The sequence below is a fragment of the Fructilactobacillus florum DSM 22689 = JCM 16035 genome, assembly GCF_001436645.1.
GTDB classification, from domain to species: Bacteria; Bacillota; Bacilli; order Lactobacillales; family Lactobacillaceae; genus Fructilactobacillus; species Fructilactobacillus florum.
The window spans coordinates 157,008-182,123 of record NZ_AYZI01000002.1; the positions used below are offsets into that span (position 1 = coordinate 157,008).

27 protein-coding genes are annotated in these 25,116 nt (G+C 41.6%); 24 read left to right on the plus strand and 3 right to left on the minus strand.

The genetic code is table 11. The features are described from left to right. Positions 1–4: 4 nt before the first annotated feature. The 5 genes from pstB (FC87_RS01740) (at position 5) to FC87_RS01760 (ending at position 5,160) form a co-directional block, all read left to right on the plus strand. Positions 5–793, plus strand: coding sequence for a phosphate ABC transporter ATP-binding protein PstB (pstB, locus tag FC87_RS01740; protein WP_035421514.1), 789 nt, complete (start codon positions 5–7; stop codon positions 791–793). A gap of 12 nt (positions 794–805) precedes the next feature. Beyond that, on the plus strand, positions 806–1,576 hold the full coding sequence (gene pstB / locus FC87_RS01745) for a phosphate ABC transporter ATP-binding protein PstB (RefSeq protein ID WP_035421515.1): 771 nt from the start codon (positions 806–808) through the stop codon (positions 1,574–1,576). An 18-nt stretch (positions 1,577–1,594) separates the two neighbouring features. Continuing rightward, positions 1,595–2,269: a phosphate signaling complex protein PhoU gene (gene phoU / locus FC87_RS01750; RefSeq protein WP_009167004.1), complete on the plus strand. Its 675-nt coding sequence runs from the start codon at positions 1,595–1,597 to the stop codon at positions 2,267–2,269. Positions 2,270–2,802: 533 nt separating this feature from the next. Beyond that, a complete protein-coding gene (locus FC87_RS01755) occupies positions 2,803–3,885 on the plus strand; it encodes a glucosaminidase domain-containing protein (RefSeq protein ID WP_009167005.1) in 1,083 nt (360 codons plus the stop codon). A gap of 81 nt (positions 3,886–3,966) precedes the next feature. After that, on the plus strand, positions 3,967–5,160 hold the full coding sequence (locus FC87_RS01760; protein WP_009167006.1) for a zinc ribbon domain-containing protein: 1,194 nt from the start codon (positions 3,967–3,969) through the stop codon (positions 5,158–5,160). Positions 5,161–5,227: 67 nt separating this feature from the next. Here the strand turns inward: FC87_RS01760 and FC87_RS01765 are convergent, their stop codons facing one another. Next, on the minus strand, positions 5,228–5,848 hold the full coding sequence (locus FC87_RS01765) for an SGNH/GDSL hydrolase family protein (RefSeq protein ID WP_009167007.1): 621 nt from the start codon (positions 5,846–5,848) through the stop codon (positions 5,228–5,230). A gap of 109 nt (positions 5,849–5,957) precedes the next feature. Here FC87_RS01765 and FC87_RS01770 point away from each other — a divergent pair, with 109 nt between their 5' ends. The 14 genes from FC87_RS01770 to FC87_RS01835 all read left to right on the plus strand — a co-directional run bounded on the left by FC87_RS01770 (position 5,958) and on the right by FC87_RS01835 (position 17,329). Continuing rightward, entirely contained in the window at positions 5,958–6,776 is an 819-nt protein-coding gene (locus tag FC87_RS01770) for a phosphopentomutase (protein ID WP_009167008.1), read from the plus strand. 49 nt (positions 6,777–6,825) lie between these two features. After that, entirely contained in the window at positions 6,826–8,085 is a 1,260-nt protein-coding gene (locus FC87_RS01775; RefSeq protein WP_009167009.1) for a NupC/NupG family nucleoside CNT transporter, read from the plus strand. Between the two features lie 87 nt (positions 8,086–8,172). After that, positions 8,173–8,565 (plus strand): tautomerase family protein, encoded by a 393-nt coding sequence (locus FC87_RS01780; RefSeq protein WP_035421518.1) that lies wholly within the window; start codon positions 8,173–8,175, stop codon positions 8,563–8,565. Next, on the plus strand, positions 8,565–9,482 hold the full coding sequence (gene rihC, locus FC87_RS01785) for a ribonucleoside hydrolase RihC (RefSeq protein ID WP_035421520.1): 918 nt from the start codon (positions 8,565–8,567) through the stop codon (positions 9,480–9,482). Before FC87_RS01780 ends, rihC begins: the two co-directional genes overlap by 1 nt. A gap of 191 nt (positions 9,483–9,673) precedes the next feature. Then, positions 9,674–10,399 (plus strand): 16S rRNA (guanine(527)-N(7))-methyltransferase RsmG, encoded by a 726-nt coding sequence (gene rsmG, locus FC87_RS01790; protein ID WP_035421522.1) that lies wholly within the window; start codon positions 9,674–9,676, stop codon positions 10,397–10,399. A 15-nt stretch (positions 10,400–10,414) separates the two neighbouring features. Then, on the plus strand, positions 10,415–11,185 hold the full coding sequence (locus FC87_RS01795; RefSeq protein ID WP_009167013.1) for a ParA family protein: 771 nt from the start codon (positions 10,415–10,417) through the stop codon (positions 11,183–11,185). Beyond that, the gene (locus FC87_RS01800; RefSeq protein WP_035421526.1) at positions 11,172–12,059 is read left to right on the plus strand and encodes a ParB/RepB/Spo0J family partition protein; all 888 of its coding nucleotides are present in this window, start codon (positions 11,172–11,174) and stop codon (positions 12,057–12,059) included. Before FC87_RS01795 ends, FC87_RS01800 begins: the two co-directional genes overlap by 14 nt. Positions 12,060–12,070: 11 nt before the next feature. After that, complete coding sequence (locus tag FC87_RS01805) at positions 12,071–12,274, plus strand: DUF951 domain-containing protein (RefSeq protein ID WP_009167015.1); 204 nt, start codon at positions 12,071–12,073, stop codon at positions 12,272–12,274. A gap of 1 nt (position 12,275) precedes the next feature. Continuing rightward, positions 12,276–13,373, plus strand: coding sequence for a redox-regulated ATPase YchF (gene ychF, locus FC87_RS01810; protein WP_009167016.1), 1,098 nt, complete (start codon positions 12,276–12,278; stop codon positions 13,371–13,373). Between the two features lie 8 nt (positions 13,374–13,381). Then, positions 13,382–14,116, plus strand: a complete 735-nt coding sequence (locus FC87_RS01815) for a DUF1129 family protein (RefSeq protein ID WP_009167017.1) — start codon at positions 13,382–13,384, stop codon at positions 14,114–14,116. 135 nt (positions 14,117–14,251) lie between these two features. Next, positions 14,252–14,938, plus strand: a complete 687-nt coding sequence (locus FC87_RS01820) for a response regulator transcription factor (RefSeq protein ID WP_009167018.1) — start codon at positions 14,252–14,254, stop codon at positions 14,936–14,938. Between the two features lie 3 nt (positions 14,939–14,941). Beyond that, complete coding sequence (locus FC87_RS01825) at positions 14,942–16,114, plus strand: sensor histidine kinase (RefSeq protein WP_056961417.1); 1,173 nt, start codon at positions 14,942–14,944, stop codon at positions 16,112–16,114. Positions 16,115–16,206: 92 nt separating this feature from the next. Continuing rightward, the gene (locus FC87_RS01830; protein ID WP_009167020.1) at positions 16,207–16,983 is read left to right on the plus strand and encodes an AzlC family ABC transporter permease; all 777 of its coding nucleotides are present in this window, start codon (positions 16,207–16,209) and stop codon (positions 16,981–16,983) included. A 13-nt stretch (positions 16,984–16,996) separates the two neighbouring features. Continuing rightward, positions 16,997–17,329, plus strand: coding sequence for an AzlD domain-containing protein (locus tag FC87_RS01835; RefSeq protein WP_035421529.1), 333 nt, complete (start codon positions 16,997–16,999; stop codon positions 17,327–17,329). A gap of 113 nt (positions 17,330–17,442) precedes the next feature. On the opposite strand, the gene FC87_RS01840 is transcribed toward FC87_RS01835, so the two are convergent. Beyond that, complete coding sequence (locus tag FC87_RS01840; protein ID WP_009167022.1) at positions 17,443–18,621, minus strand: SAM-dependent methyltransferase; 1,179 nt, start codon at positions 18,619–18,621, stop codon at positions 17,443–17,445. Positions 18,622–18,759: 138 nt separating this feature from the next. Here FC87_RS01840 and FC87_RS01845 point away from each other — a divergent pair, with 138 nt between their 5' ends. From FC87_RS01845 to FC87_RS01865, 5 genes are all read left to right on the plus strand, one after another. Then, positions 18,760–19,671: a hypothetical protein gene (locus FC87_RS01845; RefSeq protein WP_009167023.1), complete on the plus strand. Its 912-nt coding sequence runs from the start codon at positions 18,760–18,762 to the stop codon at positions 19,669–19,671. Between the two features lie 32 nt (positions 19,672–19,703). After that, on the plus strand, positions 19,704–20,780 hold the full coding sequence (locus FC87_RS01850; protein ID WP_056961419.1) for an AI-2E family transporter: 1,077 nt from the start codon (positions 19,704–19,706) through the stop codon (positions 20,778–20,780). A gap of 52 nt (positions 20,781–20,832) precedes the next feature. Continuing rightward, positions 20,833–21,528 (plus strand): 2,3-diphosphoglycerate-dependent phosphoglycerate mutase, encoded by a 696-nt coding sequence (locus tag FC87_RS01855; protein WP_009167025.1) that lies wholly within the window; start codon positions 20,833–20,835, stop codon positions 21,526–21,528. 150 nt (positions 21,529–21,678) lie between these two features. Then, positions 21,679–23,154 (plus strand): MDR family MFS transporter, encoded by a 1,476-nt coding sequence (locus FC87_RS01860; protein ID WP_009167026.1) that lies wholly within the window; start codon positions 21,679–21,681, stop codon positions 23,152–23,154. Further along, positions 23,151–23,933, plus strand: a complete 783-nt coding sequence (locus tag FC87_RS01865; protein WP_009167027.1) for a DUF4811 domain-containing protein — start codon at positions 23,151–23,153, stop codon at positions 23,931–23,933. The genes FC87_RS01860 and FC87_RS01865 overlap by 4 nt, the downstream gene beginning before the upstream one ends. 48 nt (positions 23,934–23,981) lie before the next feature. Here the strand turns inward: FC87_RS01865 and FC87_RS01870 are convergent, their stop codons facing one another. Then, positions 23,982–24,893 carry a metal ABC transporter solute-binding protein, Zn/Mn family gene (locus FC87_RS01870; protein WP_051393783.1) on the minus strand — a complete coding sequence of 304 codons (912 nt, stop codon included), beginning with the start codon at positions 24,891–24,893 and terminating at the stop codon, positions 23,982–23,984. Positions 24,894–25,116: the final 223 nt, after the last annotated feature.

A 25,116-nucleotide genomic window follows, 5' to 3' on the forward strand; every position in this document is an offset into this window, starting at 1 on the left:
AAATATGGCATCTTACAATTTGGATGAAAGCTATCTTTATCAGGCGGCGGGTCCATTTGCGATTACCACGCAGGATTTGAACGTTTACTATGGGAACCATCAGGCAACTTTTAATGCAAATCTCAAATTTCCTAGTAATCGAATTACAGCACTCATTGGAGCTTCTGGTTCGGGAAAATCGACATTTTTACGAAGCCTAAATCGGTTAAATGATGGAATTGCTCGGGTGACTGGAAAAATTGAGTATCAAGGGATTGATATTAATCAAGCAGCCGTGAATGTCTACGAGGTGCGGCGTCGGATTGGAATGGTTTTTCAGCATCCTAATCCTTTTGCCAAGTCGATTTATGAAAATATTGCTTTCCCTTTAAAACAACTCGGGATGACTAGTGATCTTTCAAACCGAGTTGAGGAGAGTCTCCGGGCAGCGGCACTGTGGGACGAGGTTCATGATAAGTTACAGGAAAGTGCGTTAGATTTATCTGGGGGTCAGCAGCAGCGATTGTGTATTGCTCGAGCAATCGCTGTCAAACCTGAGATTCTTTTGATGGATGAGCCAACCAGTGCTCTAGATCCCATCTCAAGTCGAAAGATTGAAGCAACCATGCAGCAGTTAAAAAAAGATTATACGATTATTATCGTAACGCATAATATGCAGCAGGCTGCTCGTTCCAGTGACTTTACGGCATTCTTTCATTTAGGACATGTCATTGAATTTAATAAGACTTCCCACTTATTTACAACGCCTCGGATGCCAACCACCGAGGACTATATTTCCGGACACTTTGGTTAAGAGGAGAAATAAATGACAAAGCAAAGTACGTCACCGCTCCTACGGACCCGTGACGTTCATCTATACTATGGAGAAAAAGAGGCCCTCCATGGGATTAATTTGGATTTTAATCAGCATGAAATCACGGCATTGATTGGACCTTCTGGTTGTGGGAAGTCGACCTATTTACGTTGCTTGAATCGGATGAATGATTTAGCTGGCAACGTGACGATTACGGGTAGTTTTGAGTTAGACGGTCAAGATATTTATCGTCCCCAACAAGACGTGGTTGAGTTACGAAAACTGGTTGGAATGGTTTTTCAACAGCCCAATCCGTTTCCTTTCTCAGTGTTTGATAACGTTGCTTATGGAATGCGAGTACAGGGGATTACTGATAAAAAAGTCCTTACAGAGCGGGTTGAAAGTAGCTTACGCCAAGCAGCTGTCTGGGATGAGGTCAAAGACCAGCTCAATAAGAATGCGCTTGCTTTTTCAGGGGGGCAACAACAGCGGATTTGTATTGCCCGGTTACTAGCAGTTCAACCCGAGGTGATCTTATTAGATGAACCAACGAGCGCTCTGGATCCCATTTCCAGTGCCAAGATTGAAGAGACGCTACAAGATATCAAAACTGACTATACGATTATCATCGTGACGCACAGTATGCAACAAGCTTCACGGATTTCTGACAAGACCGCATTTATGCTGAATGGTGATTTAATTGAGTATGGGAAGACCAAAAAATTATTTTTAAATCCAGAAAAAGAAGCAACTAGTGACTATTTAAATGGTAAATTTGGCTAAATTAGTAAGGGGGATATGATGGCTACTATTTTTGAAAATCGACTTGAAAAGTTGCGTCAGAGTTTTACGGAGATGGGGGTAGACGTAAGTGAACAAATCTACCAGTCGACGAAATCATACATTGATCATGATGTAAAACTGGCACAAACAGTCATTGACGGTGATTCGGATGTCAACTCAAACGAAACCAAACTTGAGAAACAGGCCATGAACCTGATTGCGTTGCAGCAACCGGTAGCTAGTGATTTTCGCATCATCATCAGCTATCTAAAAGCAGCTTCAGATTTGGAACGAATTGGTGATAATGCGGGAACGATTGCAAGAGAAACTCTTCGAGCAAAGGGAAACCCGCGAATCGCTGATGTAGAAACGGTGATTGCAAAGATTACTAAACATGTTCGCAAGATGTTGGAGCAAATTCTAGATGCATATACAACACTAGATGCGACGATTGCTCCAGAGATTGCTCAAGAGGATCGTAAGATTGATCACTACTACCAAACGACGAGAACGGCTATTACGGAGGGAATCTTGGCCAACCCGGAAACAGCAGTAGCGGCGTCTAGTTATTTGATGGTTATTCGCTTGTTAGAGCGGATTGGCGATCATATCGTTAATCTAGCAGAATATCTAATTTACTGTGAAACTGGGAAAATTGTTGAGTTAGATGCGGATGATGGTCATCTTGACTAGTCCGGGATACGCACTATGAGATAAAACATTAGAGTCATTTTAATGAAATCAGGAGAAAATAGCTCCGAGTCATTAAAATGGCTCTTTTAGATTGGGTATGATATTATTACATTTTTGGAATTCTAAACAAAGATTGCAGTTCATTATTCCCTAAGTAAGGGATTGTTGTGTGTGATTATTGTTGCTTTTGCTCGGGCAAATCGGAAATTATTATAGCGATAACTGGAAGATAATTTCAGGCAAAGTAGATTGGTGACTAGGGGTTATAAACCTTGATTTAACAGCGATCGTGTTGGTCCATAACTCATTAAAAGGTGCACCGTGCTTGGTGCCCTCGGGCTAGTTAATTGCTTCAAATATAATCTTTAAAAAATTATTAAGAAAAGCTATTTTTTTGTTTTAACTGGTTGATTTTTTTATTGTAATACACTAAACTGATGTTGATAAGATCTTATGTACTAAAAAATAAGTAACAATTTATTTACGTATTATTAATTAGTGACCTAGCTGTCACGGAAAGGAGTTGTTTTTCGATGGAAGCCCATAAATTGAACTGGCTACTATTATCAACAGTAGTTCTTGGTGGAATGGTGCTTGGTTATAGTCAGCCAGCCCAAGCCGATGTATTCCCGGCTTCGCAGGTCAATGCCAACCGCACTGGATCGGTGCCGTTGACTCCAGATCAGCAGGATTTTATCAATCAAATCAAACCGGGAGCAATTAAGGGATGGAAGCAGAGTGGCGTTTTGCCTTCGATTGCAATTTCCCAGGCAATTATTGAAAGTGGTTGGGGTAAGTCTGGATTGGCATCCCAATATCACAACTTATTTGGTATTAAAGGCAGTTATAATGGGCAATCGGTTAGCTTACCCACGCAGGAATTTCAGGGTGGTGGCTACGTATCGATTAACGATTCTTTCCGGGCCTATCCTGATTGGTCGACTAGTATTCAAGACTACGGTGCCTTTTTGAAAGGAAATAGTCGATATAGTAATTTGTTGGGGATTCGAGACTATACGCAGGTCGCCCAATTATTGCATCAGGATGGATATGCAACCTCGCCAGAGTACGCGCAAACCCTAATTAGTTGTATACAACGATATGGATTACAACAAATCGACCAGGAAGCATTTGATGCTCCAGATGATTACACAGGACCGGTTGGAGATGGAAATGTGACTGATGACTCGACAACTGCGGATTCGACATCTGAGAGCACCCAGCCAGCGATGTCATTGTCTAGTGGTTATGCCTCAGCCTATACAGGCTATGATAAAGATCAGCAGCATAATCCGGATGCTACTGATACTAATAACGGTCAGGCACCGAGTCAGGATAATGCCTCGGCACCGACTGCCTCGCAGACACCTACTAGCACGGAACCAACACCAGCTACCCCGGCGGGAAAATCATTTAGCAATACTTCCATTGGAACTTATGTCTTTAAAACAACGACAAATGTTCGAACTGCTCCTGATGTGAATGCCCCAATCGTTGCTCAATATACGGTTGGAGAATACGTTCACTATCAAGGGAAAGTCCAGGCAGGCGGGTTGACTTGGTTGAAATATACCAGTTATTCCGGTCAGGAACGCTACGTTGCCGCTCTAAATTAAATTTTAAAAAGTCAATCTGTTGATTGGCTTTTTTGTTAGGTAGTGGTTATGCTAAGATGAACTACATTAAGGGGGATTGTTATGGCACGCGGAAAACATCGGGCTCCATCATCCCGGCTTAAGTGGTGGTTTCTATTATTCGGTTGTTTGTTACTTGGCGGTGGTTGGTATGCAGGTAGCCAACTATATTCGCGACAACGCCAGATTGATCAATTAATGATAGGAATCAAAAATAATCAAAATAAAGTGATTATGCAAAAATTAACATCCACCGCTGGGGTAAAAGTAAACGCACAGTCAGTGCGACCACTTCTGAGTTATTATCAACAACATCCCCAACAGTTAACGCGCCTACAGCGCGATTTGGAGCAACATGGAAGCTCCACCGCTGGTTTTTTAGTAGTTAAACACGGGCGCTATTGGGGCATCTTTCCCAAGTATCAGGTACAAGCTCAAGCAGTTCACCCGCTTGTCCAAACTGAAAAACCTAAGGTGACAATTCGGTTGAATCAGCAAAAAGTGGGTCAGACCGCGGATGACGGGAGCTTGCGCCTGGCGCCACAATTGCCCGGTCGTTACCAGCTGAGTGCTGAGTTAAGGAACGCACCGCAAGTGGTAAAAAATACACAAACTGTGAATTTGTTTAAAAATCAACCGCAAGTGATTAATTTGCGACTGCCATTGGTTTCATATACGGCACTGGGACCAGCTGGAGCACAAGTCATTGCAGCTGGACAGGTGCTTGGGACTATTGGTAGTGATGGTCGCGGTCAGCTTGATAATGTGCCACTAACCGCTACTAGATTAGTGATTAAGACGCCAACTGGCACCCTGACCAGTGAACCCCACCATTTGACTAGTCATGATCAAGGACGCCAGATTCGCTATCGGTTTGCAAATATTGCCACCTCAGACCAAGCACGAACGCTTCTCCAAGCGGTTTGGTCGGGAGTTTTAGATGCAACCAATGATCAGCACGATCTAGATGGGCAACTAGTTAAAAAGAAGTTGGTACGGGGAAGTGATGGTGATGCATATCAACCACTGCAAGACCTGATTAACCATAATCACGAGCAACAGCAGCTTTACCGTTCGCTCGAGTTAGAAATTATGCAGGTACAGCCACTAGCAGAAAAGCAAACTCAGGTTGATTACCAACTCCAAACCACGTTAGCAACTGGGGAGACCCAACGTCAAAATTTCCGGGCGGTAATTGAACGAGATTTACCAACGGGACAATATCAACTGGCGCAAAATCAACCAGCACCAGGGTAAAAGTTAAATAAAAACAGCAGTCATTTCAGACTGCTGTTTTTATTTATTTATATGGTAGAAATTCTAGCTATTGACCGGTGATTTGCTTGATTTTTCTGGCAATTAGTTGAGCCATTTTTTGATAAGTAGCTTCACTGGGATGAAGTCGCTGATCAGCGAGGGCAGTTTTAAAGTTATCTTCAGTGATGAGTTCGGGAGCTTCTTGACGCCAGTTAATTACAGGAATTGCGTTAGTTTGATAGACACGTTCTAATTCGGTGAGGAGTTCTTCGAAAGTGTAGTGACCGAGTCCTTCGACATGATAGTTATCAATGTTACCGTCGTAACGATTCGTTGGTAAAATCCCAATGATATTAAGAGCGTGGTTTTCTGAGCGAATTTTAGTTAAGTTGGTTTGCAAAATTTTGCCAATGGTGGTCAAACCAGCAGTACTATGGGCAAAATCATTTGTACCATAGGCGATGGTGACAAACTGAAATTTAGTAAAGTCGTGATGGTCAACCTGAAAAGTCAGATCACGTTCACGTTGACCAGAGAGGCTGCCGGCATTGATGCCAGCGTTTGTGATGCAAAAATTGGGTAATTCCTGTTTTAAATAGTAGGAAATGTTGTGTTGCAAGTCATGATACCCATTAAAGCCATGGGTGATCGAATCACCCAGCATTAGTAAATTAGTTAGCTTCGTCATTGTCTGCACCTCTTTTTAGTAAGCTAAGTTTATTTTAACGCAAAGATTGCGAGGAGATGAAGCTTAAGTTATTATTAACAAGTAGATGTTTATTTTTGGAGGGTTGGAAGTGAGCGATAAGCGCGTAATAGTGGTAGATTTGGCTGCGTTGGGGTTACGAGTAAATAATTTGTCGGCTACCCATAATTCGGACAATGATACTTTGGTAACGCATGTTTTAAATCAGTCATCTGACTTCGCTTTACCAGCTTTGCATCGGCTGGGTTTGTTTAATTTGTATGCAACCGCCATTGGAACTCAAGTTGGAACCCAGGTTCCTCTCGTTGCAACCTATGGATTAACCCGAACGCGATCGTTGGTCAACCGCCCGGTTTCGGGATTGCGGGAGATGTTTGATTGCTCATTGCCCTATCGAGTGACCAGTGTCTTTGAAGAAACTGCTCGAACCGGAAAATCAGTGATTATTTCTCGGATGGTAAGCTATTTGTTTTCCCAAGAGTTTAGTACATTAATTCAAGTTTGTACCAATGAACTTGGCTTCCACAAATTGGACGAACAGTTAGCAGAAAATGACCAGGGATTTTTCTATCTGCAGTTGCCAGAGTTACAATCATTTGGAGAAGCAGGGCAGTTTAGCGCCTTCTTAGATTCCCTCACCCGGGTTGATCAAGCCTTAGAACGGCTGATGGGTAATTTGCGAGCAGATGATTTGCTGTTGGTGGTTTCCAGTCGGATTGGTGATTCACAGTCACAGGATGGTTTTTCGACGTATAAGCGCTTGCCCGTCATGATTTATGATCGTCAGCAGACCCAGGGTCGCCATTTTTCTAATGAACCATTTGTTTGTGAAGTCGGAGCAACGGTCTTAGCGGCTCTCGGGCTCCAAGGTCGGGTAACCTCACCCAGACACAGCTTGCAATCTTCTTAAAATAACACTTTCACTGCTGTTAATACCGAACACGAAAGGAATTCGCGTAATGAATACGTACTTGCTGGTAAATATTATTGGGGTACTGGTCTTTTTGGCAATTGCCTTTTTGTTTTCAAAAGACCATAAACACATTAATTGGCGATCGGTAATTATCGTTTTAGTGTTAAACCTTGTAATTGCGTATCTGCTGACTAACTTTAGCGTTGGTCGAGACATCGTCAAAGCAACCGCTGAAGGCTTTCAATGGCTGGTTAATATTTCCTATAAAGGGATTGCGGTTGCTTTTCCAGACTGGGTTAATGTTAAACAGATGAATTTTTTCACGGCGGCCTTGATGCCCATTTTGATGATTGTTCCACTGTTTGATATCCTAACTTATTTTGGGATTCTTCCGTTTATTATTAAGTGGATTGGACGCGGAATGGCGTTTGTTACCGGACAGCCAAAATTTGAATCATTTTATGCCATCGAGATGATGTTTTTGGGAAATACCGAAGCAATGGCAGTTTCTAGTGTCCAATTAAAAAACATTTCCGCCCAGCGGGTGTTGACGATTGCGATGATGTCAATGTCTTGTATCACGGCAGCTATGGTTGGAGCCTATGCCCAAATGGTTCCCGGTCAATATGTATTGACGGCGATTCCGCTAAATATTTTAAACGCGATTATCGTTACGAACATTTTGAATCCAGTGCAAATTAGTGCTGAAGAAGACAAGGTTTATGAAATTGGGGATGTTTCTAGTCAACAAGAAGCCGCTGAAGTGGTTTCTGATCGACCTGAAAAACCGGAACGAGAACCATTCTTCTCTTTCTTGGGAGATTCAATTTTAGGAGCTGGTCGCTTAATTTTAATCATTGTGGCGAACGTTATTGCCTTTGTGGCATTAGCTACTTTGATTAGTAAATTACTGGGACTAATTAATCCATGGCTATCGCTTGAACACATTATGGGAGTAATCATGTTCCCATTTGCCTGGTTAATGGGCTTGGATGTAAACCACGCCTTTCAATTTGCCCAGTTCATGGGAACTAAATTAGTAACCAATGAATTTGTGGTAATGAGTGAGATTGCTCCTAAGATTAGCAATCCAAAACTGTTTAGTCCGCACTATCAGGCACAACTAACGGTCTTTCTAACGTCATTTGCCAATGTCAGTACGGTGGGAATGATTATTGGTTGTTTGAAAGGAATTGTTAGCAGAGATAAGAATGATTTGATTTCTAAAAATGTTGGATACCTCTTTTTATCAGGAATCCTAGTTTCACTGATGTCTGCTGGAATTGTTGGTCTCTTTATCTGGTAGTAAAAAAGGGCAATGCTTGCATTGCTCTTTTTTTATGCTAAATTAATGCTAAAATAAAGCTATTTAATAGAAACGGATGGGGATAAAATGCCATTAATGAGAATTGATATGATTAAGGGACGCCGAAGCACTGCTGAGATTAAAAAAATTATGCAAATTGCCTATGATTTAACGCGACAAGATTTTGGGGTACCAAAGGACGATCGTTATCAAATTGTTACTCAGCATGAGCCGGAGGAAATGGAATTATTAGATGCTGGACTTGGAATCGAGCGTAGTGCAGATGTGCTTTTCTTTCAAATTCTTTCTACGCCTCGGAATATGGGGCAAAAACGGACTTTTTGCCGTGATTTAGTAACTAAGTTGCAGCAAGAAATGCAAATCCGTCCAGAAGATGTCATTGTAACCATGGCAACTAATCATGCAGAAGACTGGAGTTTTGGATTGGGCAAGCAACAATTTTTAGATGGAGAACTATAATGCAACCAATTATTTTAGATACAGATCCAGGAATTGATGATGCAGCGGCTTTATCGGTCGCCATTAACAATCCGGAACTGGACGTTCGCTTGGTAACCACGGTGGCTGGAAACGTGACGGTTGATAAGACCACTATTAATGCACTGAAAATCATTAGTTTTTTTGGTAAAGCAGCTCAGATTCCAGTGGCAGCAGGAGCGGAGCAACCACTGATTAAACCATTTGAGGATGCTGCACGAATTCATGGCGAATCCGGAATGCGTGGGTATGATTTTCCAGCTCCGACGACGGCTCCATTGAACCAAACGGCTGTTGTAGCGTTGAAGGAACGCTTGCTGGCTAGTTCTGAACCAGTAACGTTGGTGGCAACTGGATCTTATACTAACGTGGCATTACTTCTGTCTGAGTATCCAGAGATTAAACCCAAAATCGCTCGGATTGTTGCCATGGGTGGAACCCTGGGTCAGGGTAATATGACTAGTGCTGCTGAATTTAACGTCTTTACTGATCCGCATGCAGCCAAAATTATGTATCAAGCAGGGGTTCCAATTGTTATGATTGGATTAGATGTAACCCATAAAGCGTTGCTGACTTATGACACATTGCAGGCCATTGAAACAGCAAATCCAGCTGGTAAGATGTTACACGATATCATTATTAGTGATGGCGATCAGGGAGCCACAGGGGTGGCGATGCATGATGTCAATACTATTTTTTATTTACTCCATCCAGAATTGCTGACGATGAAATCCTACTGGATTGATATTGTCACTGATGGACCAGCTAATGGCGCAACCGTTGCTGACGTGCGGGGTGCTTATCATGATGGGAAAGTTAATGCGGAGGTTGCTGTTGACATTGATGCTGCTGCTTTCAATCGTTGGTTCCTAGCAGAAGTTCGTCACATGCATCACTAGGCGGTAAAAACGGTAGGCCTGCAGAGGTCGCCGTTTTTTGTTTCGTGAAAGACGATTTTCTGATTTAATTAAATGCGCTTTTTTTGGTTGGCTCTAACTAAAAGTTTAAAATTTAGTTATAATGGGTAATAGAGAAATTACCTAGTTTTGCTGTAAGTTAGCCATATAATACACTGATAGGAGTTTGTCACATGACGCCGGAACAATTTAAACAGGCCCTGGCTGACCAGCAGGTTAACCTTTCAGACCAACAAGCTCAGCAGTTTGCCGATTATTTTCAACTCTTGGTTGCCTATAATCAAAAAGTTAATTTAACCACCATTACGGCTGTAAATGACGTTTATTTAAAGCATTTTTATGACTCGATAACGCCACTTTTTTTCATTTCAAAGTTGCGAACGGGGCAGCCTACCTTAGTTGATGTGGGCGCGGGAGCTGGGTTCCCTTCGATACCAATGAAGATTATGAATCCAAAACTTAAAGTGACGATTGTTGATTCCTTACAAAAGCGGTTGACCTTTTTAGCCCAACTGCTTGAAATTTTGGGAATTGATGATGTGCAGTTAGTTCATGCGCGTGCCGAAGATTTTGGTGGACGGACGGGGGCTGGACGAGAACGATTTGACTTTGCGACAGCCCGTGCTTTAGCTCGTCTGAGTGTGATGAGTGAACTGTGTTTGCCGTTAGTGAAACCCGCAGGCCAGCTAATTGCCTTAAAGGGCGCACATGCACAACAAGAATTGGCAGATGCCACCACGGCGCTTCAACTATTGGGAGGGGCGGTTGCGAACGACTTTTCTTTTTCGTTACCAAAAACTAATGAACAGCGTCATATTATCGTGATTGATAAATTAAAAAAAACACCGGTGAAGTATCCACGACAAGCTGGCATTCCGGCGAAACAGGCGCTAAGCTAATGAGGAGGGAATTAAATGGCACATGTGATTGCACTAGCCAACCAAAAAGGTGGCGTGGGTAAGACTACCACAGCAGTGAATCTGGGAGCTGATTTAGCTACTGCCGGTCAGCGGGTTTTGATTGTTGACTCTGATGCGCAGGGAAATGCGACTAGTGGTGTCGGAATTAGCAAACCAGCGATTCAAAAAGATGTCTACGATGTTTTGGTAAATGAAGAGCCCGTGAAAAATGTGATTCTACATTCGCCACATTCAGGACTAGACATTGTGCCAGCCACTATTCAACTTTCCGGAGCAGAAATCGAACTGACCCCTCAGATGGCACGAGAAACCCGATTGAAGAGTGCGCTGGCTGTGGTTGCTGATCAATATGATTTTATTTTAATTGATTGTCCACCGTCACTAGGATTAATTACAATTAATGCCTTTACAGCTAGTAATTCAATCTTAATTCCAGTTCAAAGTGAATACTATGCTTTGGAAGGTTTGAGTCAGCTTTTAAATACAGTTCAGTTAGTACAAAAACACTTTAATCCGGATTTGTACATCGAAGGAGTCTTACTTACCATGTACGATGCTCGGACTAATTTAGGGAATCAAGTGAATGATGAGGTTCGTAAATTCTTTAAAGAGAAGGTCTATCGAACAGTCATTCCTCGCAACGTGCGCTTATCAGAGGCACCTAGTCATGGTTTGCCGATTATTGATTACGACGCTAAATCAAAGGGAGCTCAGGTCTATCTTGAGTTGACGAAAGAGGTGTTAGCTGCCAATGAAAAGCAATAACAGTAAGGGATTAGGGCGCGGTTTGGATGCCTTGTTTGATGACAACGATGTTAATTTGAATGATGAGGCAGTTCGGCAGTTGCCGTTGTCACAACTAACGCCTAATCCATATCAACCACGGAAAAAATTTGATCAGCGAGCTTTAAGCGATTTGACGGAGTCAATTAAAACTTCGGGAGTCTTTCAGCCAATTATTGTTCGGCAACCCGATCAAAACCAGGCCGGTTTTCAAATTTTGGCAGGTGAGCGACGTTTTCGAGCTTCAAAATTAGCGGGTCGAGAGACCATTCCTGGAATTGTACGGCAAGCTTCTGATGAACAGATGATGGAAATTGCGGTAATGGAAAACTTGCAGCGCGAGGATTTAAATCCACTAGAAGAAGCCGAAGCGTACAACATGCTCATGACAAATTTGGACATTACCCAAGTGGAAGTTTCTCAAAGATTGGGAAAAAGTCGACCTTACATTGCCAACTACTTGCGACTGCTAAATTTGCCACAGCCGGTGAAGGAAATGTTACAAAAGAAACAACTATCGATGGGACAGGCACGTACGCTACTAGCCGTTAAAAACAAACCGGATTTATTGCGCTTAGCTCAGCAGGCTGCAACGCAAACGTTGACGGTTCGCCAGCTAGAAAAACTGATCAATAATTTAGATCAAAAAAAGCAATCAAAAAACAAAAAACGAGGACAAGTGGCTAAGTCACCGTACCTACGTGAGAGTGAAGACCAGTTACAAAATAAATTTGGCACAAAGGTTGCAATTAATGAAACCCGACCTAAATCAGGACGGGGTAAAATTGAAATTGATTACTTATCAAATCAGGATTTGACGAGAATTTTGGAATTGCTAGACATTCATCTAGACTAGGAGTGATTTCCATGTATCAACTAAATGATCTAGTAGTTATGAAGAAGGCTCATCCTTGCGGCATAAATCGGTGGCAGATTATTCGGATGGGAGCAGATATTAAACTTGAATGTCAGGGCTGCGGGCACATCGTGATGCTAACTCGGCACCAATTCGAAAAACGGGTCAAAAAGATTTTACCAAGGACAGCGGAAGACGAAGAAAGAGGACAATAAGATGGCATTAACAGCAGGAATTGTAGGATTGCCTAACGTGGGAAAATCAACTCTGTTTAACGCGATTACCAAAGCGGGCGCTGAAATGGCTAACTATCCGTTCGCAACCATTGATCCTAATGTTGGGATGGTTGAGGTTCCCGATCAGCGCCTTGAACGGATTCAGGCGTTAATTCCAGCCAAAAAAGTGGTACCAACTACCTTTGAATTTACAGATATCGCAGGAATTGTTAAAGGGGCCAGTAAAGGTGAAGGTTTAGGAAATAAATTTCTGGAAAACATTCGCCAGGTCGACGCGATTGTTCATGTGGTGCGGGCTTTTGATGATGATAATATTACCCATGTCGCTGATCAAGTTGACCCAGTTGCAGATATTGAAACCATTAATTTAGAATTGAGCCTAGCTGACCTGGATGCCGTTGATAAACGGCTTGCTAAAGTTACTAGAGCTGCTAAAGGAAGTGCGGAAGCTAAAGCAGAATTAGCGGTTTTGGAGAAATTGAAACCAGCTTTGGAAGCAGGAGGCGCTGTGCGTGATCTGACTTTGGATGCAGACGAGCAACAGGTGGTGAAGGGCTTGTTTCTCTTGACTTCCAAACCAGTATTGTACGTTGCAAACATTAGTGAGGATTCGATGGCTGACCCTACTCAGGATCACTATTTTCAAGCTGTTCAAACCTATGCTGAAAAGCATGGGGCACAAGCAATTGGGATTGCGGCTGAGAGTGAAGAAGAAATTGCAGAATTAGATGAGGCTGACAAACAGGAATTTTTACAGGCAGCGGGAGTCAAAGAACCTGGTCTGGATAAATTAATTCGAGCTGCCTATCGGCTACTGAATTTAGAGACGTTCTTTACCGCTGGTGGGAAAGAAACTAAAGCATGGACTTTTTTACGGGGGACTAAGGCTCCACAAGCAGCTGGGATCATCCATTCTGATTTTGAGCGGGGCTTCATTCGAGCCGAAGTAATGTCATTTGCTGATTTAGATCAATATGAAAGTGAAGCAGCAGTGAAAGAAGCTGGGAAACTCAGAGTTGAAGGCAAAGACTACACCATGCAGGATGGTGACATTGTTAACTTCCGCTTTAACGTCTAGGAGGAATCATGAGCGAAGCAGATAATCGCAAACGAAATGAGCATGTGCAACAACAGCGTCCAAGTGTGCGGAAACTAATTTATTCAGAATTTGAACAACAAGGACTTACCAAGCGGAACCTAGAATATATGGTTAAGCTGAAAGAGGAACTTGCCCGAACTAAACTACCAACTGCAAAGCAAGATGATACGATTCAACAAACACTAGCAGAAATTAAGACGGCACAAAAAACTGGTCAGACTGCTAAGGGGTTGTACGGCTCAGTTGCTAACAAAGTTGAAAATACGGTTCATCCTCCCCAGCAGCCACAGGGGCCACTGACCCGCAAGAACTATCTAATTGATGCGATTTACAATGGCTTATGGTTTTTGATTTTATTTAACTTCTTATATGCAGCGATGTACTACTTAACTCCAGCAGCTGCCAAACAAGATGGAGCAGCCGGGATCACCTGTATTATTTTATCTTCCGTCGTTGCCGGAGCTGGGATGCCCATCGTAACGCAGTTGTTTGCGCCAGGCGTCAAGCATCGCCAGAATGCTTTGTTGCGATCATTATTGATGGTAGCGATGTTTGCGGTCTGGATGGTTGTATTTTATGGCTCGAACCTATTACCACGGGTGGTTAATCCAGTGGTTCCACCAATTATTAATCTGATTATTGGGCTGGTCGGTACGGGTTTAATGTTGTTTATGCGGGCTCGTTACACGATTACCAGTGGCTTGTTTGCAGGACGCAAGTAATAAAATTAACTAGATTAGCCGCTGTGAGCGGCTTTTTATCTATGTAAGTTTTTCTTATAATTAGACGAATTCCTGTCGTTGGAGCGCGGATTTGTTAAAATTGAGAAAAGTAATTATACGAGAGGAGTCTTTTACATGAAAATATTAGTAGTCGATGATGACCAGGAGATTGCTCAATTACTAGAGATCTACATTAAGAATGAAGGCTATGAACCAGTAGCAGCCTACAATGGTGAAGAAGCACTATCTAAATTAAACACCGAAAATGATATTGGACTAGTGATTTTGGATATTATGATGCCGGTCATGAACGGCATTGATGTGATTAATGCGATTCGCAAGGATTCTCAAATTCCCATTATTGTACTGTCTGCAAAGACCGAAGATATTGATAAAATCCGCGGTCTGAGTGCGGGGGCGGATGACTACGTTGCTAAACCATTCAACCCGTTGGAAGTAATGGCGCGGGTGCATTCGCTATTACGGCGCAGTAAGAATGAAGTAACTAACGATCAACCAGAAATCATTACCGCCGATTCGCTAACAATTAATCGAGATTCTCACGAGGTGACGACCGAGGATCACAAGCAAATTCAGTTAACTGCGATTGAATTTGGGATTCTATACCTGTTGGCTAGTCATCCGAACCGAGTTTTTTCTGCAGATGAGATTTTTGAACGTGTTTGGAAGCAAGAAAGCGTCATTTCAGCTAAAACGGTGATGGTACACATGAGTCATTTGCGGGATAAAATTGAGAACGCTACTGACGGAAAAGATATTATCAAGACCGTCTGGGGTGTTGGGTACAAAGTGGAAGGTTAGCCTGTGGCAACAACAAATTTTAAACTGACATCTAAAGAAAAAAACGAACTATGGTTTGAAGGGATTGTAACCCTGATTTTTTTACTGCTGGTTGATTTGGCAGTTGGCAACATCATCATTACTTTTATTAGAAACAATCAAGGGGTTAATGACGGTATCTTTATCATTAAACAATCGGTTACCTTTGGACCATTTGAGCAACAACTGCTTAGTTGGGAAAATATTTTCTGGGTCCTGATGGGTATTTTTGATGTGGTTGTCATTTGGTGGCGGTTGATTCGGGTTTATCATCGGATTCAAATTAGCCGGATTATCGATGAATTGCACTACATTTCTGCCGGTCATTTTGATCATCGCATTCCTTTTCATCTATCAGGTGATAACGAACGCGTGGTGCAAAGCGTCAATGCCTTAGTGGATAACGTGATCAAATCTCTGAACGAAGAACGTCGGATTGAAAAGTCCAAGGACGAATTGGTCACGAGTGTTAGTCATGATTTGAGAACCCCGTTAACTTCGATTATTGGTTATTTGGGTTTGATCGATGCCAAGCAATACAAATCGGAAACGGCGTTGCTAGAGTATTGTCGAATTGCCTATGAAAAGGCTCAGCAAATGAAAAAATTGGTTGATCGGTTATTTGAGTATACCAAGGCTAATAACATTGAACACCAACAATTAGAAATTAATCAGGTTGATGTTAACCAACTGTTAGATCAATTGGAAACCTCATTTTATTTGGAAGCAAAGAAAAAGGGGATGCGAATTGTGTTAACTCCCCTTTCAAAGGACATTACCATGGCCACCAATGCCGAACTATTGGGGCGGATTTTTAATAATTTAATTACGAATGCACTTAATTATGGAAAAGATGGGAAGAATATATTTCTTAGCGCCAAGCTCCTTGACCAGCAAATGATTCAATTTCAAGTTGCAAATGATGGCAAACGGATTCCACCAAAAATTATCAGCAAGATTTTTGATCGTTTTTATCGCGAAGAAAGTTCTAGAAACGCTGCCACTGGTGGGAGCGGTCTGGGGCTTGCCATTGTACGAGAAATGGTGGGGCATCAGGGGGGAACCATTCACGTTGATTCCACAAATCGGATGACAACTTTTACGTTCACATTACCAATTCAACAAACTACCGTAGCAAAAGCGGGCAAAAAAAAATAGGGAAACGGTTTTTTATTTTCAGCCAGTACTCTATAATGTATTATTGTGGATTGAAGTAAATTTAAAACAATCCGACTGGTGGAGGATTTTCGTTGATTAACAAAGCAGCCCATTCTGAAACTGCTGTCCGGCAGCAAAACTTTAAAACCTCATTTCCTTTAGACATTAGTTATATTCCGATTGGGGTGGCTTGCGGTATTTTACTGCATGCAGCGGGTTTTAATTTATTTAATATTGTCCTAGTGTCGCTCCTGGTTTTTTCAGGTGGGGCTCAATTTTTAATTGCTTCGATGTTGACGATCAATTCTCCCTTAGTAACAGTAGTTTTGATGTTATTTTTCTTGGAATTGAGATATGCCCTATTAGGCTCAAGTTTGTCTAAATACCTACACGGACAGAGTACGTGGTTTACTTTCTTGTTTGCTTGTTCGATGAATGATGAAAACTACGCCGTTAACTATTTAAAATTTTCGACTGACAAGCAGTTTACCCCGAGCGACGCACTTCAAATTGAGCACTGGTCCTTACTGTTTTGGACGCTTAGTAATTTTGTTGGTGGCGTCTTAGGGAGTGCCATTACGATTGATCTGACAGTGGTTCATTTTGCATTAACAGCATTATTTTTGTTCATGATTGTGATGCAGGTTAAAAGTCTTTTAAAAGTTTTGGTAGCAGGGCTAGCCGCTGGCTTGGCGATCTTTTTCCTAGTGGTGACCAAATCAACGCTTGGCTTGGTATTTGCTACGCTGATTGCCTCATTTATTGGTTTTGTGATTGATAATTACTTAACCAAACAACGGAAGAAAACACAGCGAAAAAGCCCGTTGTTGCGCATGTTTAAAAATCCAGCGGGAACGCCACGAGAATAGTTGGGGATAAATCATGGAATGGAATGGGTTACAACATTTTTTCTTAGTTATACTGTGTTTTTTCGTAGCGTTGCTACCACGCTTTATTCCGCTGTCTTTTTTTCGAAAGCGTAAAATTCCTGGCTGGTTTAATGAGTGGATGGAATTTGTACCAATTTGTTTGTTTACATCACTAGTGGTCAAGGATCTGTTTATCACTAAGACATATTCGTTTTCAGTGACAGGGATGTTACCCGAATTAATTGCAAGTGTGGTTGTAATCTTAATTGCATTTTGGACGCGTTCGATGGCACTTTCGGTCATCATCGGGTTAGGGTTAGTGTTCGCATTAACCTTTCTAATATAATAGCGAAGCTTACTAAAAAGCGACTGAATTCGTGATGAGTTCAGTCGCTTTTTAGTATGAATGCTTACGGTGCAGTTGGTAGTTAAACTTGCTGCCTCGCTTCGTTCGTTGTTTTAATTATGATACATATAATCACGAGTCATTGGCAGATTCTTGCCAGACGGTCCTTTAGAGATTAGGTATTGAACTACGTCGATATTACCAGCTTTAAATGAGGCCGCACAAGCTTGCAGATAGAGATCCCACATGCGAACGAAATTTTCATCAAATAGCTCGCGAACTTCGGGGATAACTTTGCGGAAATTCTTATCCCATTCCTCCAAAGTGCGTTGATAATGACGACGCAATGCTTCAACGTCATAAATTTGCATGTTTTGATCGAGAATGTGCTGGATATTCTCCGTTAAGCCAGGGATGTAACCCCCGGGGAAGATCCATTTGTTAATCCAGCCGTTGGTTGCTCCCCCTTGTTGACGGGTGATCCCGTGAATGAGCGCAGTTCCGTCATCGGCTAAGTGTTTGGAAATGGTGGCAAAATACTCAGCAAGATTTTCTTTACCAACGTGTTCAAACATGCCAACAGAGGTGATGTAATCAAACTTTTCATCAGCAGGTAATTCACGATAATCCTGTAGCCGAACTTCAGCAAGATTTTCTAAGCCGTACTTGGTAATTTGATTTTGGACGTACTCGTATTGTTCTTGACTTAAAGTGACGCCGACGACTTTGATGTTGTATTCAGCAGCAGCCGTAAGCATCAAAGTGCCCCAACCGCAACCGATGTCTAGAAGTCGTTTGTCTGACTGGGGATTTAACTTTTTCAAAATGTGATGAATTTTATTTTCCTGCGCCTGGTAAAGTGAATCGGTTGGTTTTTCAAAGTAAGCACAAGAATAGGTCATGGTTTTGTCGAGCCATAGCCGGTAGAAATCGTTACCAATGTCATAGTGATTCTGGACATCGGCTTTGCTAGCTTTTTCTGAATGAGAAGTTTTTGGTAGAAAATGGATGAACTTTTTGTTGCGGAAAAAACTGTCGGCAGCCTCATATGCTGAAGTAATCAAATCTTCCAAGTTACCATCGACATCAATAGTTCCGTCCATATAGGCTTCCCCTAGAGCAATGGAAGCATTCCGCCGGAGTTCTTTAATGGGGATAGCCTTGTGAATGGTGATATGAGCTTGGGGCGTCCCGCTTCCGTACTGTTTAGTTTTACCGTCCCAAAAAGTGACTTTCATGGGGATGGTGAAACTGCGTTTCAAAAATTCGTTATAAAACGTTTTCTCCAGCATAAAATAACCTCTTTCTAATTGAAATTTTCATTTTTATTATAGTCCTTTTCCTATTTTCACGTAACTATTAGCTATGTAGGGCAGGTTCTTGTATGCTATACTCATGACAATGCCGAGAACTTTATGGAGGTAATTTGGATGAAGAAATGGATTTGGGCAACGGTTGTTGCAATCTTTGTTTTATTTGTTGGAGGTTGGTTTTATTTTGACCATACCATGGGCGCTAATGCTTACAAATCAGACTTGTCAGCAGGTAAAACGGAGCTACAAGAGAAAAAGTATACAGCTGCTAAAGATAAGTTTCAGGCAGCAGTTGATAAAAAACCAGGAGCTAAAGAAGCCAATACCTTGTTAAATCAAACAAAGCGATTTATCGAGGGTAATAATGACGTAAACGAAAAAAACTTTACTGGAGCCCGCGAGGCCTATCGCAATGTTCGCGACCAAACTGGTGGTTCTGAAGTGCTAGTTACACGATCTAAAGATCAGATTAAGACGATGGATGCCGTGATTAAGAATCAGAAAACTTTGCGATCGATGTATAAGGATGCGGTTCGCCAACACAACGATAAAAAATATGAGGCTTCTAACGAAACCTTGGCACAAATTATGAATGTTAATGTGATTGGACAGTCCTACTATTCTGATATTCGCAAGGACGTCAAAACTTTGAAAAAGGCGAATGATCGTGCTCTGAAGTCAATGTCTAACCCTGAAAAAACGGCGTCGGCTAACGATCCACAAAGCAAGTACAATGGGGTTCCAAACAATACGCCATCGGCACCATCAACCACTAATCAGCCCGCAACTGGAGTAGCACAAAATACAGCCGTTGGGAATAATAGTAGTAACAACAATGGTAATACTAACTCTGGTGCTTCCCATCAATCAGATAATCTGAATGTTTATCAAAATCCCGGTCAGTACCAAAACCGCTTTAGCAATTCAAGTAACACGAATAACAATACTAGTAATAACGGAAATAACACTGATGGCAGTGATGAATACAATGTATATAAAAATCCAGATGAGTATTCAAACCGATTCTAGGATAGTTTGATGAAGCAGACGGAGATTTTTTAATGGAATATTGGCACGCTTTTTTAAAAAATGTCAGGTTGCGGCGGTTCGTCGTTTTGCTTTTCTTAATGATGATGATTTATTTTTGTCGTGATTTGATGACCATGGTGTTGCTAACCTTCATATTTACCTTGGTTATCACTAGAACCGTGCTCTGGATTGAAAAACGAACTGGTCTACGACCGGTGATTACGGTAACGGCTGTTTTCTCGCTGATTATCCTAGCAGTAGTCATGTTAGTGGTGACGTATTTACCGACCCTGACGGATCAGGGAATTGCGTACACGAAACTATTGTTTCGGGTTTATCAGCGCCCGCGGATGATTCACAATCCGCAGGTTCGCTCCGTAGTAATTAACTTTTTGCAATCGGTAAACATCACAAAGCAGATCAAGGACAGCATGGGGTTGATTTTTCAGTATGTCACTAGTGTAGGAACCATTGGGTTATCACTCTTGATGTCACTCTTATTGAGTTTCTTTTTCACTATTGAACTACGTCAACTGCGCGAGTTTAGCGAAAAGTTTTTGTCAAGCACCTTTGGTTGGTTTTTCCAAGATGTATATTATTTTGGCAAGATTTTTGTTCAAACTTTTGGCGTGGTGTTGGAAGCACAACTTTTTATTGCAGTATGTAATACGGTGATTACTACTATTTGCCTAGCGATTTTACAGATGCCCGAACTGCCGATTTTAGCGCTAATGATTTTTTTGCTAAGTTTGATTCCAGTTGCTGGAGTGATCATCTCACTGATTCCACTGACAATTACGGGCTATGCAGTTGGTGGAATTCAGTACGTGATTTACATCGTAATTATTATTGCGATAGTTCACTTGTTAGAAACTTATATCCTGAATCCTCAATTTATGTCAGCGAAAACTGAGCTGCCCATTTTTTATACCTTTGTTGTGCTATTGATCGGAGAACATTTTTTGGGTGTGTGGGGGTTGATTGTGGCCGTTCCAATTTTCACATTCTTCCTTGATATTTTGGGAGTTCAAAAAGTTCATCCGCGCGAAAGACGCCATAAAAAGCGAGTTCAGAAGTTGAAAAGCACTTTAAATCGACATGGTAAATGATGTATGATGTGATTGTTTGAGAAAATGATGAAATGAAAGAGGGATTAACACGATGGCTAAATTATGTTTAATTAGACACGGTCAAAGCGAATGGAACTTAGCAAACAAATTTACTGGTTGGGTTGATGTTGACCTGAGTGAAACAGGCGTCCAGCAGGCACAACATGCGGGTGAATTGATTGCACAGAGTGGCATTCAGTTCGACCAAGCCTACACTTCCGTTTTAAAACGGGCGATTAAAACGCTCCACTATGCTTTGGAGGCAAGTGACCAGTTGTGGATTCCAGAAATGAAGAGCTGGCGGCTTAACGAGCGTCATTATGGAGATTTGCAGGGTAAAAACAAAGAGAAGGCCGCAGAAAAATTTGGTGCGGATCAAGTTCACATTTGGCGGCGTTCTTACGATGTTTTACCTCCACTCCTAGCAGCAGATGATGAGGGCTCGGCTACCAAAGATCGGCGCTATGCTGATCTTGATCCACGAGCAATCCCAGCGGGGGAAAACTTAAAAACCACGTTGGAACGGGTAATCCCATTTTGGCAGGATCAGATTGCACCAAAGCTGTTAGATGGTAAGAATGTTATTATTGCTGCTCATGGAAACTCTCTGCGCGCACTTACCAAGTATCTTGAAAACATTTCTGATGCAGACATCATGGACGTTGAGATTGCAACCGGTGATCCAATTGTTTACGATATTGATAAAGATTTAAACGTAATTAATAAAGTAAAACTGGATGAGCAGTAGTTAGTCCGTATTTTAATTAGGGTTCACATCGGGAGGTTTAGATGTGAGCCCTTTTAACTGCTCTAAAATTCTTGTCAAAAAACTTGACAAGAATTAACTGAGCTTGTATCGTAAATAGCATTGCAAATAACACTCGAGGAGGTATTTTGAATGAGTAAAGAACAAGCACTTGATGCGCATGGCAAGCCTTACAATCGGTTTATGTTTGTGCTGCTGTTGTTGCTCGGAGCTTTCGTTGCTGTCTTAAATCAAACCATACTGGGGACGGCCTTTCCCACTTTGATGAAGGCATTTAATGTTAGTACATCAACGGTTCAGTGGCTGACAACTGGGTTTATGATGGTTAATGGAATTTTGATTCCTGTTAGCGCCTGGCTGACGACTCGAATTAACACTAAATGGTTGTTTTTGGGTGCCATGCTTATTTTTGAAGCAGGAACGATTACGGCTTACCTAGCTCCAGTTTTTGGGGCACTCTTTGTCGGACGGTTAATCCAGGGAGTTGGGGTTGGAATTCTAATGCCACTGATGCAAACCGTCTTGCTATCAATTTTTCCTCCAGAACGGCGAGGAGCTGCTCTGGGTATGGGTGGAATTGTAATCGGATTGGCGCCGGCGATTGGACCAACGCTTTCTGGTTGGATTATTGATAATTATAGCTGGCGAATTCTTTTTGGAATGCTGATTCCAGTGGCTGCTGCTGTGATTATCTTGGGATTCTTTTTTATTAAACCGGTTTTAAAAACCCATGAATCCAAATTGGATTATCTTTCTTTAGTACTATCGACAATTGGATTTGGTCTAGTACTATATGGCTTTTCGTCAGTTGGAAATGATGGCTGGGGTAGTCGAACGGTAATTTTATCATTGTTGATTGGCTTTATTTTTGTTGCCATCTTTATCTGGCGACAATTACATCTCACAACACCATTTCTTGATTTTCGGGTCTTTAAATCATTTGAATTTAGTATTGCTTCCATTATTGGCTCGGTTTCTTTCATGGCAATGATCGGATTTGAAATGGTGCTTCCCCTGTATCTTCAAATTGTACGAGGAATGAGTGCTTTCCATTCAGGTTTAACGTTGTTAGGCGGAGCTTTGATGATGGGATTGATGAGCCCGGTAACTGGAAAATTGTTTGATCGCTATGGAGCCAAGCGTTTGGCCATTTGCGGATTGTTTTTACTGTCACTCGGAACTTTTCCATTTATGTTTTTAACTGAAGATACCGCAATTGCGTACATTGTTGTCTTGTATGCCATGCGAATGTTTGGAATTGCGATGGTGATGATGCCAGTAACTACGGCGGCGATGAATTCGTTACACGTCGATATGATGGCACACGGGACCGCTGTCAATAATACGCTACGACAAATTTGTGGTTCCGTTGCGACAGCGATCATGGTTTCGATTTTATCAAACGTAACCTCGAATAATTTGCCGTCACACCTGCTACGGATCAATGATCCACTTCGGTTTCGCGATCTTGCGATTGCAGCTACTTTGAAGGGTTACACGGCTGCGTTTGCAGTATCCTTTGTAATCTCATTAGCAGCCTTTGTCTTAGTGTTTTTCTTGAAGAGCGATCGCCAAAAAGTTACGGTAAAGGGGGAAGATGAAGAATGATTTTTGTAATTTTAATTGGGGCGGCTTTTGCTCTCTTTCTTTGTTGGAACCTAATTCCTAATCGAATGGTTTCAAACGGCATTAGTTTTGCCTTAGCCCTTGGGCTAGTTGCCACGATTTTGATGATTGTTGGAAATTTTAAGTATCATTACGGGATGGAGCGCCAGACAGTTACAACTGAGCATGCGTTCGCTTCGGTTAATCCCAAGGCGAAGATGTTGTTAGTACAACAGGTTGGGAAAAAATCTGGTCGCCAGGTAGTTATTTATAAAAAAAGAGTTAATCAGAAAAAGCCAACGGTCACACCAGCCGTTAAAACGACTAACGTTATTAAAACTAACGCCAAAGAAAATAAATTAATCGTTGAAAAGCATCAATGGGTTTATAAAAATAATTTTTATCGGTTAATGTTTGGATTAGCGCAAAAGGAAACCTTCATTAGTCGCAAGAATACTTTTTATGTTAAAAACGATTATTTAGTGTTGACGCCACAACAGGCCAAACGTTTTGGTGAGTTAGCTAAGCAACGTGGAATGCAGATGCAGGCTAAGCAAAAGAATAATCCGCAAGCACAGGCAGCTATGCAACAACAGGGGGCGGCTTATGTGCAAAGTAAATTACAAGCAGCCACGACGAAGCAACCTAAGTTGACTGCTGCACAAAAAGAACAGTTGAGTAAACGATATGCAGCTGAGTTCAAACAACAGGTAGAAGAAAGAGGACAACAAGCTGTTTTTCAAGAGGTTTTGCAAGAAATGCACATTAATCCTGCAAAGTAATAAAAAGCACTTGGTAACCAGTCTGGTTATCAAGTGCTTTTTTGGTTGCTAGTGGTTGTTGGTTCGTTGTGCCACTTGGACTGCTTGGTACTGTTGACGCATCCATTGAAAGTAAGTTCGATTTTGCGGCTTTGTTTCAGTAACATTGACCACGGGAAGCTGCTCGTGGTGTGCTAACTTAACTAGGTTTGCAACGGTTGGATCAGAAGTTTGGGTGTTGTTTACAAAAAAGGCAATTTGATGATTTTTTATTTGTGATTGTAGGTTTGAAATCGCCTTTGGAGCTGGGTCAACTCCCTTATCAACGGCATTTGCGAAATCATTGTCAGTGATTTGATAACCCATTCTTTTTAATGAATAGTTAAAAACTGGTTCACTGACCGCTACTTTTTGATGTTGTGCTAATGGTTTGATTTCGTTAATCAAATTGGTAACCTGAGCCCAATTTTTTCGATAAGCACGTGCTCTGTTTTGAAAATAACGACGTTGACGCGGGTTCTTTGCGCTATAGGTTTTTGCTAGTTGAGTGGCTAAGATATCCATAGTTTGTGGATCGTACCAAAGATGTTCGTTGTCACCATCTTTTTTATGCAGTAATTGTTCCAGCTGTAATTCTGTTTGGCCTCGTGGCGCGGTACTATTGGTGATTTGATTAATCCAATCATCATAGCCCAGACCATTTGAAATTACTAAGTCAGCTTGAGCAACTTGTTTAGAGTCAGTGATATTTGGTTCAAAATCATGCGGATCGACGTTTGAGTTAATGATTGAATCAACCTTGACGTATTTACCACCAACTTGTTGCGCAGTTTCTCCATAAAAATTGAGAGTTGAGACAATTTTTAGGCGTTGATCCGCTCGTTGGCGGGGCATTGATTGTTGGTGGCAAGCAGTTAAGCCTAGCAATGCTAGGACGGTTACCAGCGTAAATCCAATTAATTTTGGTTTTCTATTAAGCAAAAGTTATCGGCCTTCTTTATTGAATAATACTGATATTATAACGTAATTTTGAGGAATGCCGTCATTAAGAGTTTTTTGTTTAAAATGTTTGACTTTAGTTAGATTAGATTGTATGATAAATAAGCGCTCAAAATGAGTTACGTTTACTTAGAAAAAAAGATAAATGTTTTTGTTGACATGTTTCTTGATTCACGCTATGATAGTAAACGCACTGTTAGAGTAA

Excerpts from the sequence above, each read along its gene's own strand:
- pstB (WP_035421515.1), top strand. The coding sequence starts at position 806 with ATGACAAAGCAAAGTACGTCACCGCTCCTACGGACCCGTGACGTTCAT.
- FC87_RS01860 (WP_009167026.1), top strand. The coding sequence starts at position 21,679 with ATGAGTAAAGAACAAGCACTTGATGCGCATGGCAAGCCTTACAATCGG.
- FC87_RS01795 (WP_009167013.1), top strand. The coding sequence starts at position 10,415 with ATGGCACATGTGATTGCACTAGCCAACCAAAAAGGTGGCGTGGGTAAG.
- FC87_RS01850 (WP_056961419.1), top strand. The coding sequence starts at position 19,704 with ATGGAATATTGGCACGCTTTTTTAAAAAATGTCAGGTTGCGGCGGTTC.
- FC87_RS01835 (WP_035421529.1), top strand. The coding sequence starts at position 16,997 with ATGGAATGGAATGGGTTACAACATTTTTTCTTAGTTATACTGTGTTTT.
- FC87_RS01820 (WP_009167018.1), top strand. The coding sequence starts at position 14,252 with ATGAAAATATTAGTAGTCGATGATGACCAGGAGATTGCTCAATTACTA.
- FC87_RS01760 (WP_009167006.1), top strand. The coding sequence starts at position 3,967 with ATGGCACGCGGAAAACATCGGGCTCCATCATCCCGGCTTAAGTGGTGG.
- pstB (WP_035421514.1), top strand. The coding sequence starts at position 5 with ATGGCATCTTACAATTTGGATGAAAGCTATCTTTATCAGGCGGCGGGT.
- FC87_RS01765 (WP_009167007.1), bottom strand. The coding sequence starts at position 5,848 with ATGACGAAGCTAACTAATTTACTAATGCTGGGTGATTCGATCACCCAT.
- FC87_RS01800 (WP_035421526.1), top strand. The coding sequence starts at position 11,172 with ATGAAAAGCAATAACAGTAAGGGATTAGGGCGCGGTTTGGATGCCTTG.
- FC87_RS01805 (WP_009167015.1), top strand. The coding sequence starts at position 12,071 with ATGTATCAACTAAATGATCTAGTAGTTATGAAGAAGGCTCATCCTTGC.
- phoU (WP_009167004.1), top strand. The coding sequence starts at position 1,595 with ATGGCTACTATTTTTGAAAATCGACTTGAAAAGTTGCGTCAGAGTTTT.
- FC87_RS01775 (WP_009167009.1), top strand. The coding sequence starts at position 6,826 with ATGAATACGTACTTGCTGGTAAATATTATTGGGGTACTGGTCTTTTTG.
- FC87_RS01865 (WP_009167027.1), top strand. The coding sequence starts at position 23,151 with ATGATTTTTGTAATTTTAATTGGGGCGGCTTTTGCTCTCTTTCTTTGT.
- FC87_RS01755 (WP_009167005.1), top strand. The coding sequence starts at position 2,803 with ATGGAAGCCCATAAATTGAACTGGCTACTATTATCAACAGTAGTTCTT.
- FC87_RS01855 (WP_009167025.1), top strand. The coding sequence starts at position 20,833 with ATGGCTAAATTATGTTTAATTAGACACGGTCAAAGCGAATGGAACTTA.
- FC87_RS01840 (WP_009167022.1), bottom strand. The coding sequence starts at position 18,621 with ATGCTGGAGAAAACGTTTTATAACGAATTTTTGAAACGCAGTTTCACC.
- FC87_RS01845 (WP_009167023.1), top strand. The coding sequence starts at position 18,760 with ATGAAGAAATGGATTTGGGCAACGGTTGTTGCAATCTTTGTTTTATTT.
- FC87_RS01815 (WP_009167017.1), top strand. The coding sequence starts at position 13,382 with ATGAGCGAAGCAGATAATCGCAAACGAAATGAGCATGTGCAACAACAG.
- rihC (WP_035421520.1), top strand. The coding sequence starts at position 8,565 with ATGCAACCAATTATTTTAGATACAGATCCAGGAATTGATGATGCAGCG.
- ychF (WP_009167016.1), top strand. The coding sequence starts at position 12,276 with ATGGCATTAACAGCAGGAATTGTAGGATTGCCTAACGTGGGAAAATCA.
- rsmG (WP_035421522.1), top strand. The coding sequence starts at position 9,674 with ATGACGCCGGAACAATTTAAACAGGCCCTGGCTGACCAGCAGGTTAAC.
- FC87_RS01780 (WP_035421518.1), top strand. The coding sequence starts at position 8,173 with ATGCCATTAATGAGAATTGATATGATTAAGGGACGCCGAAGCACTGCT.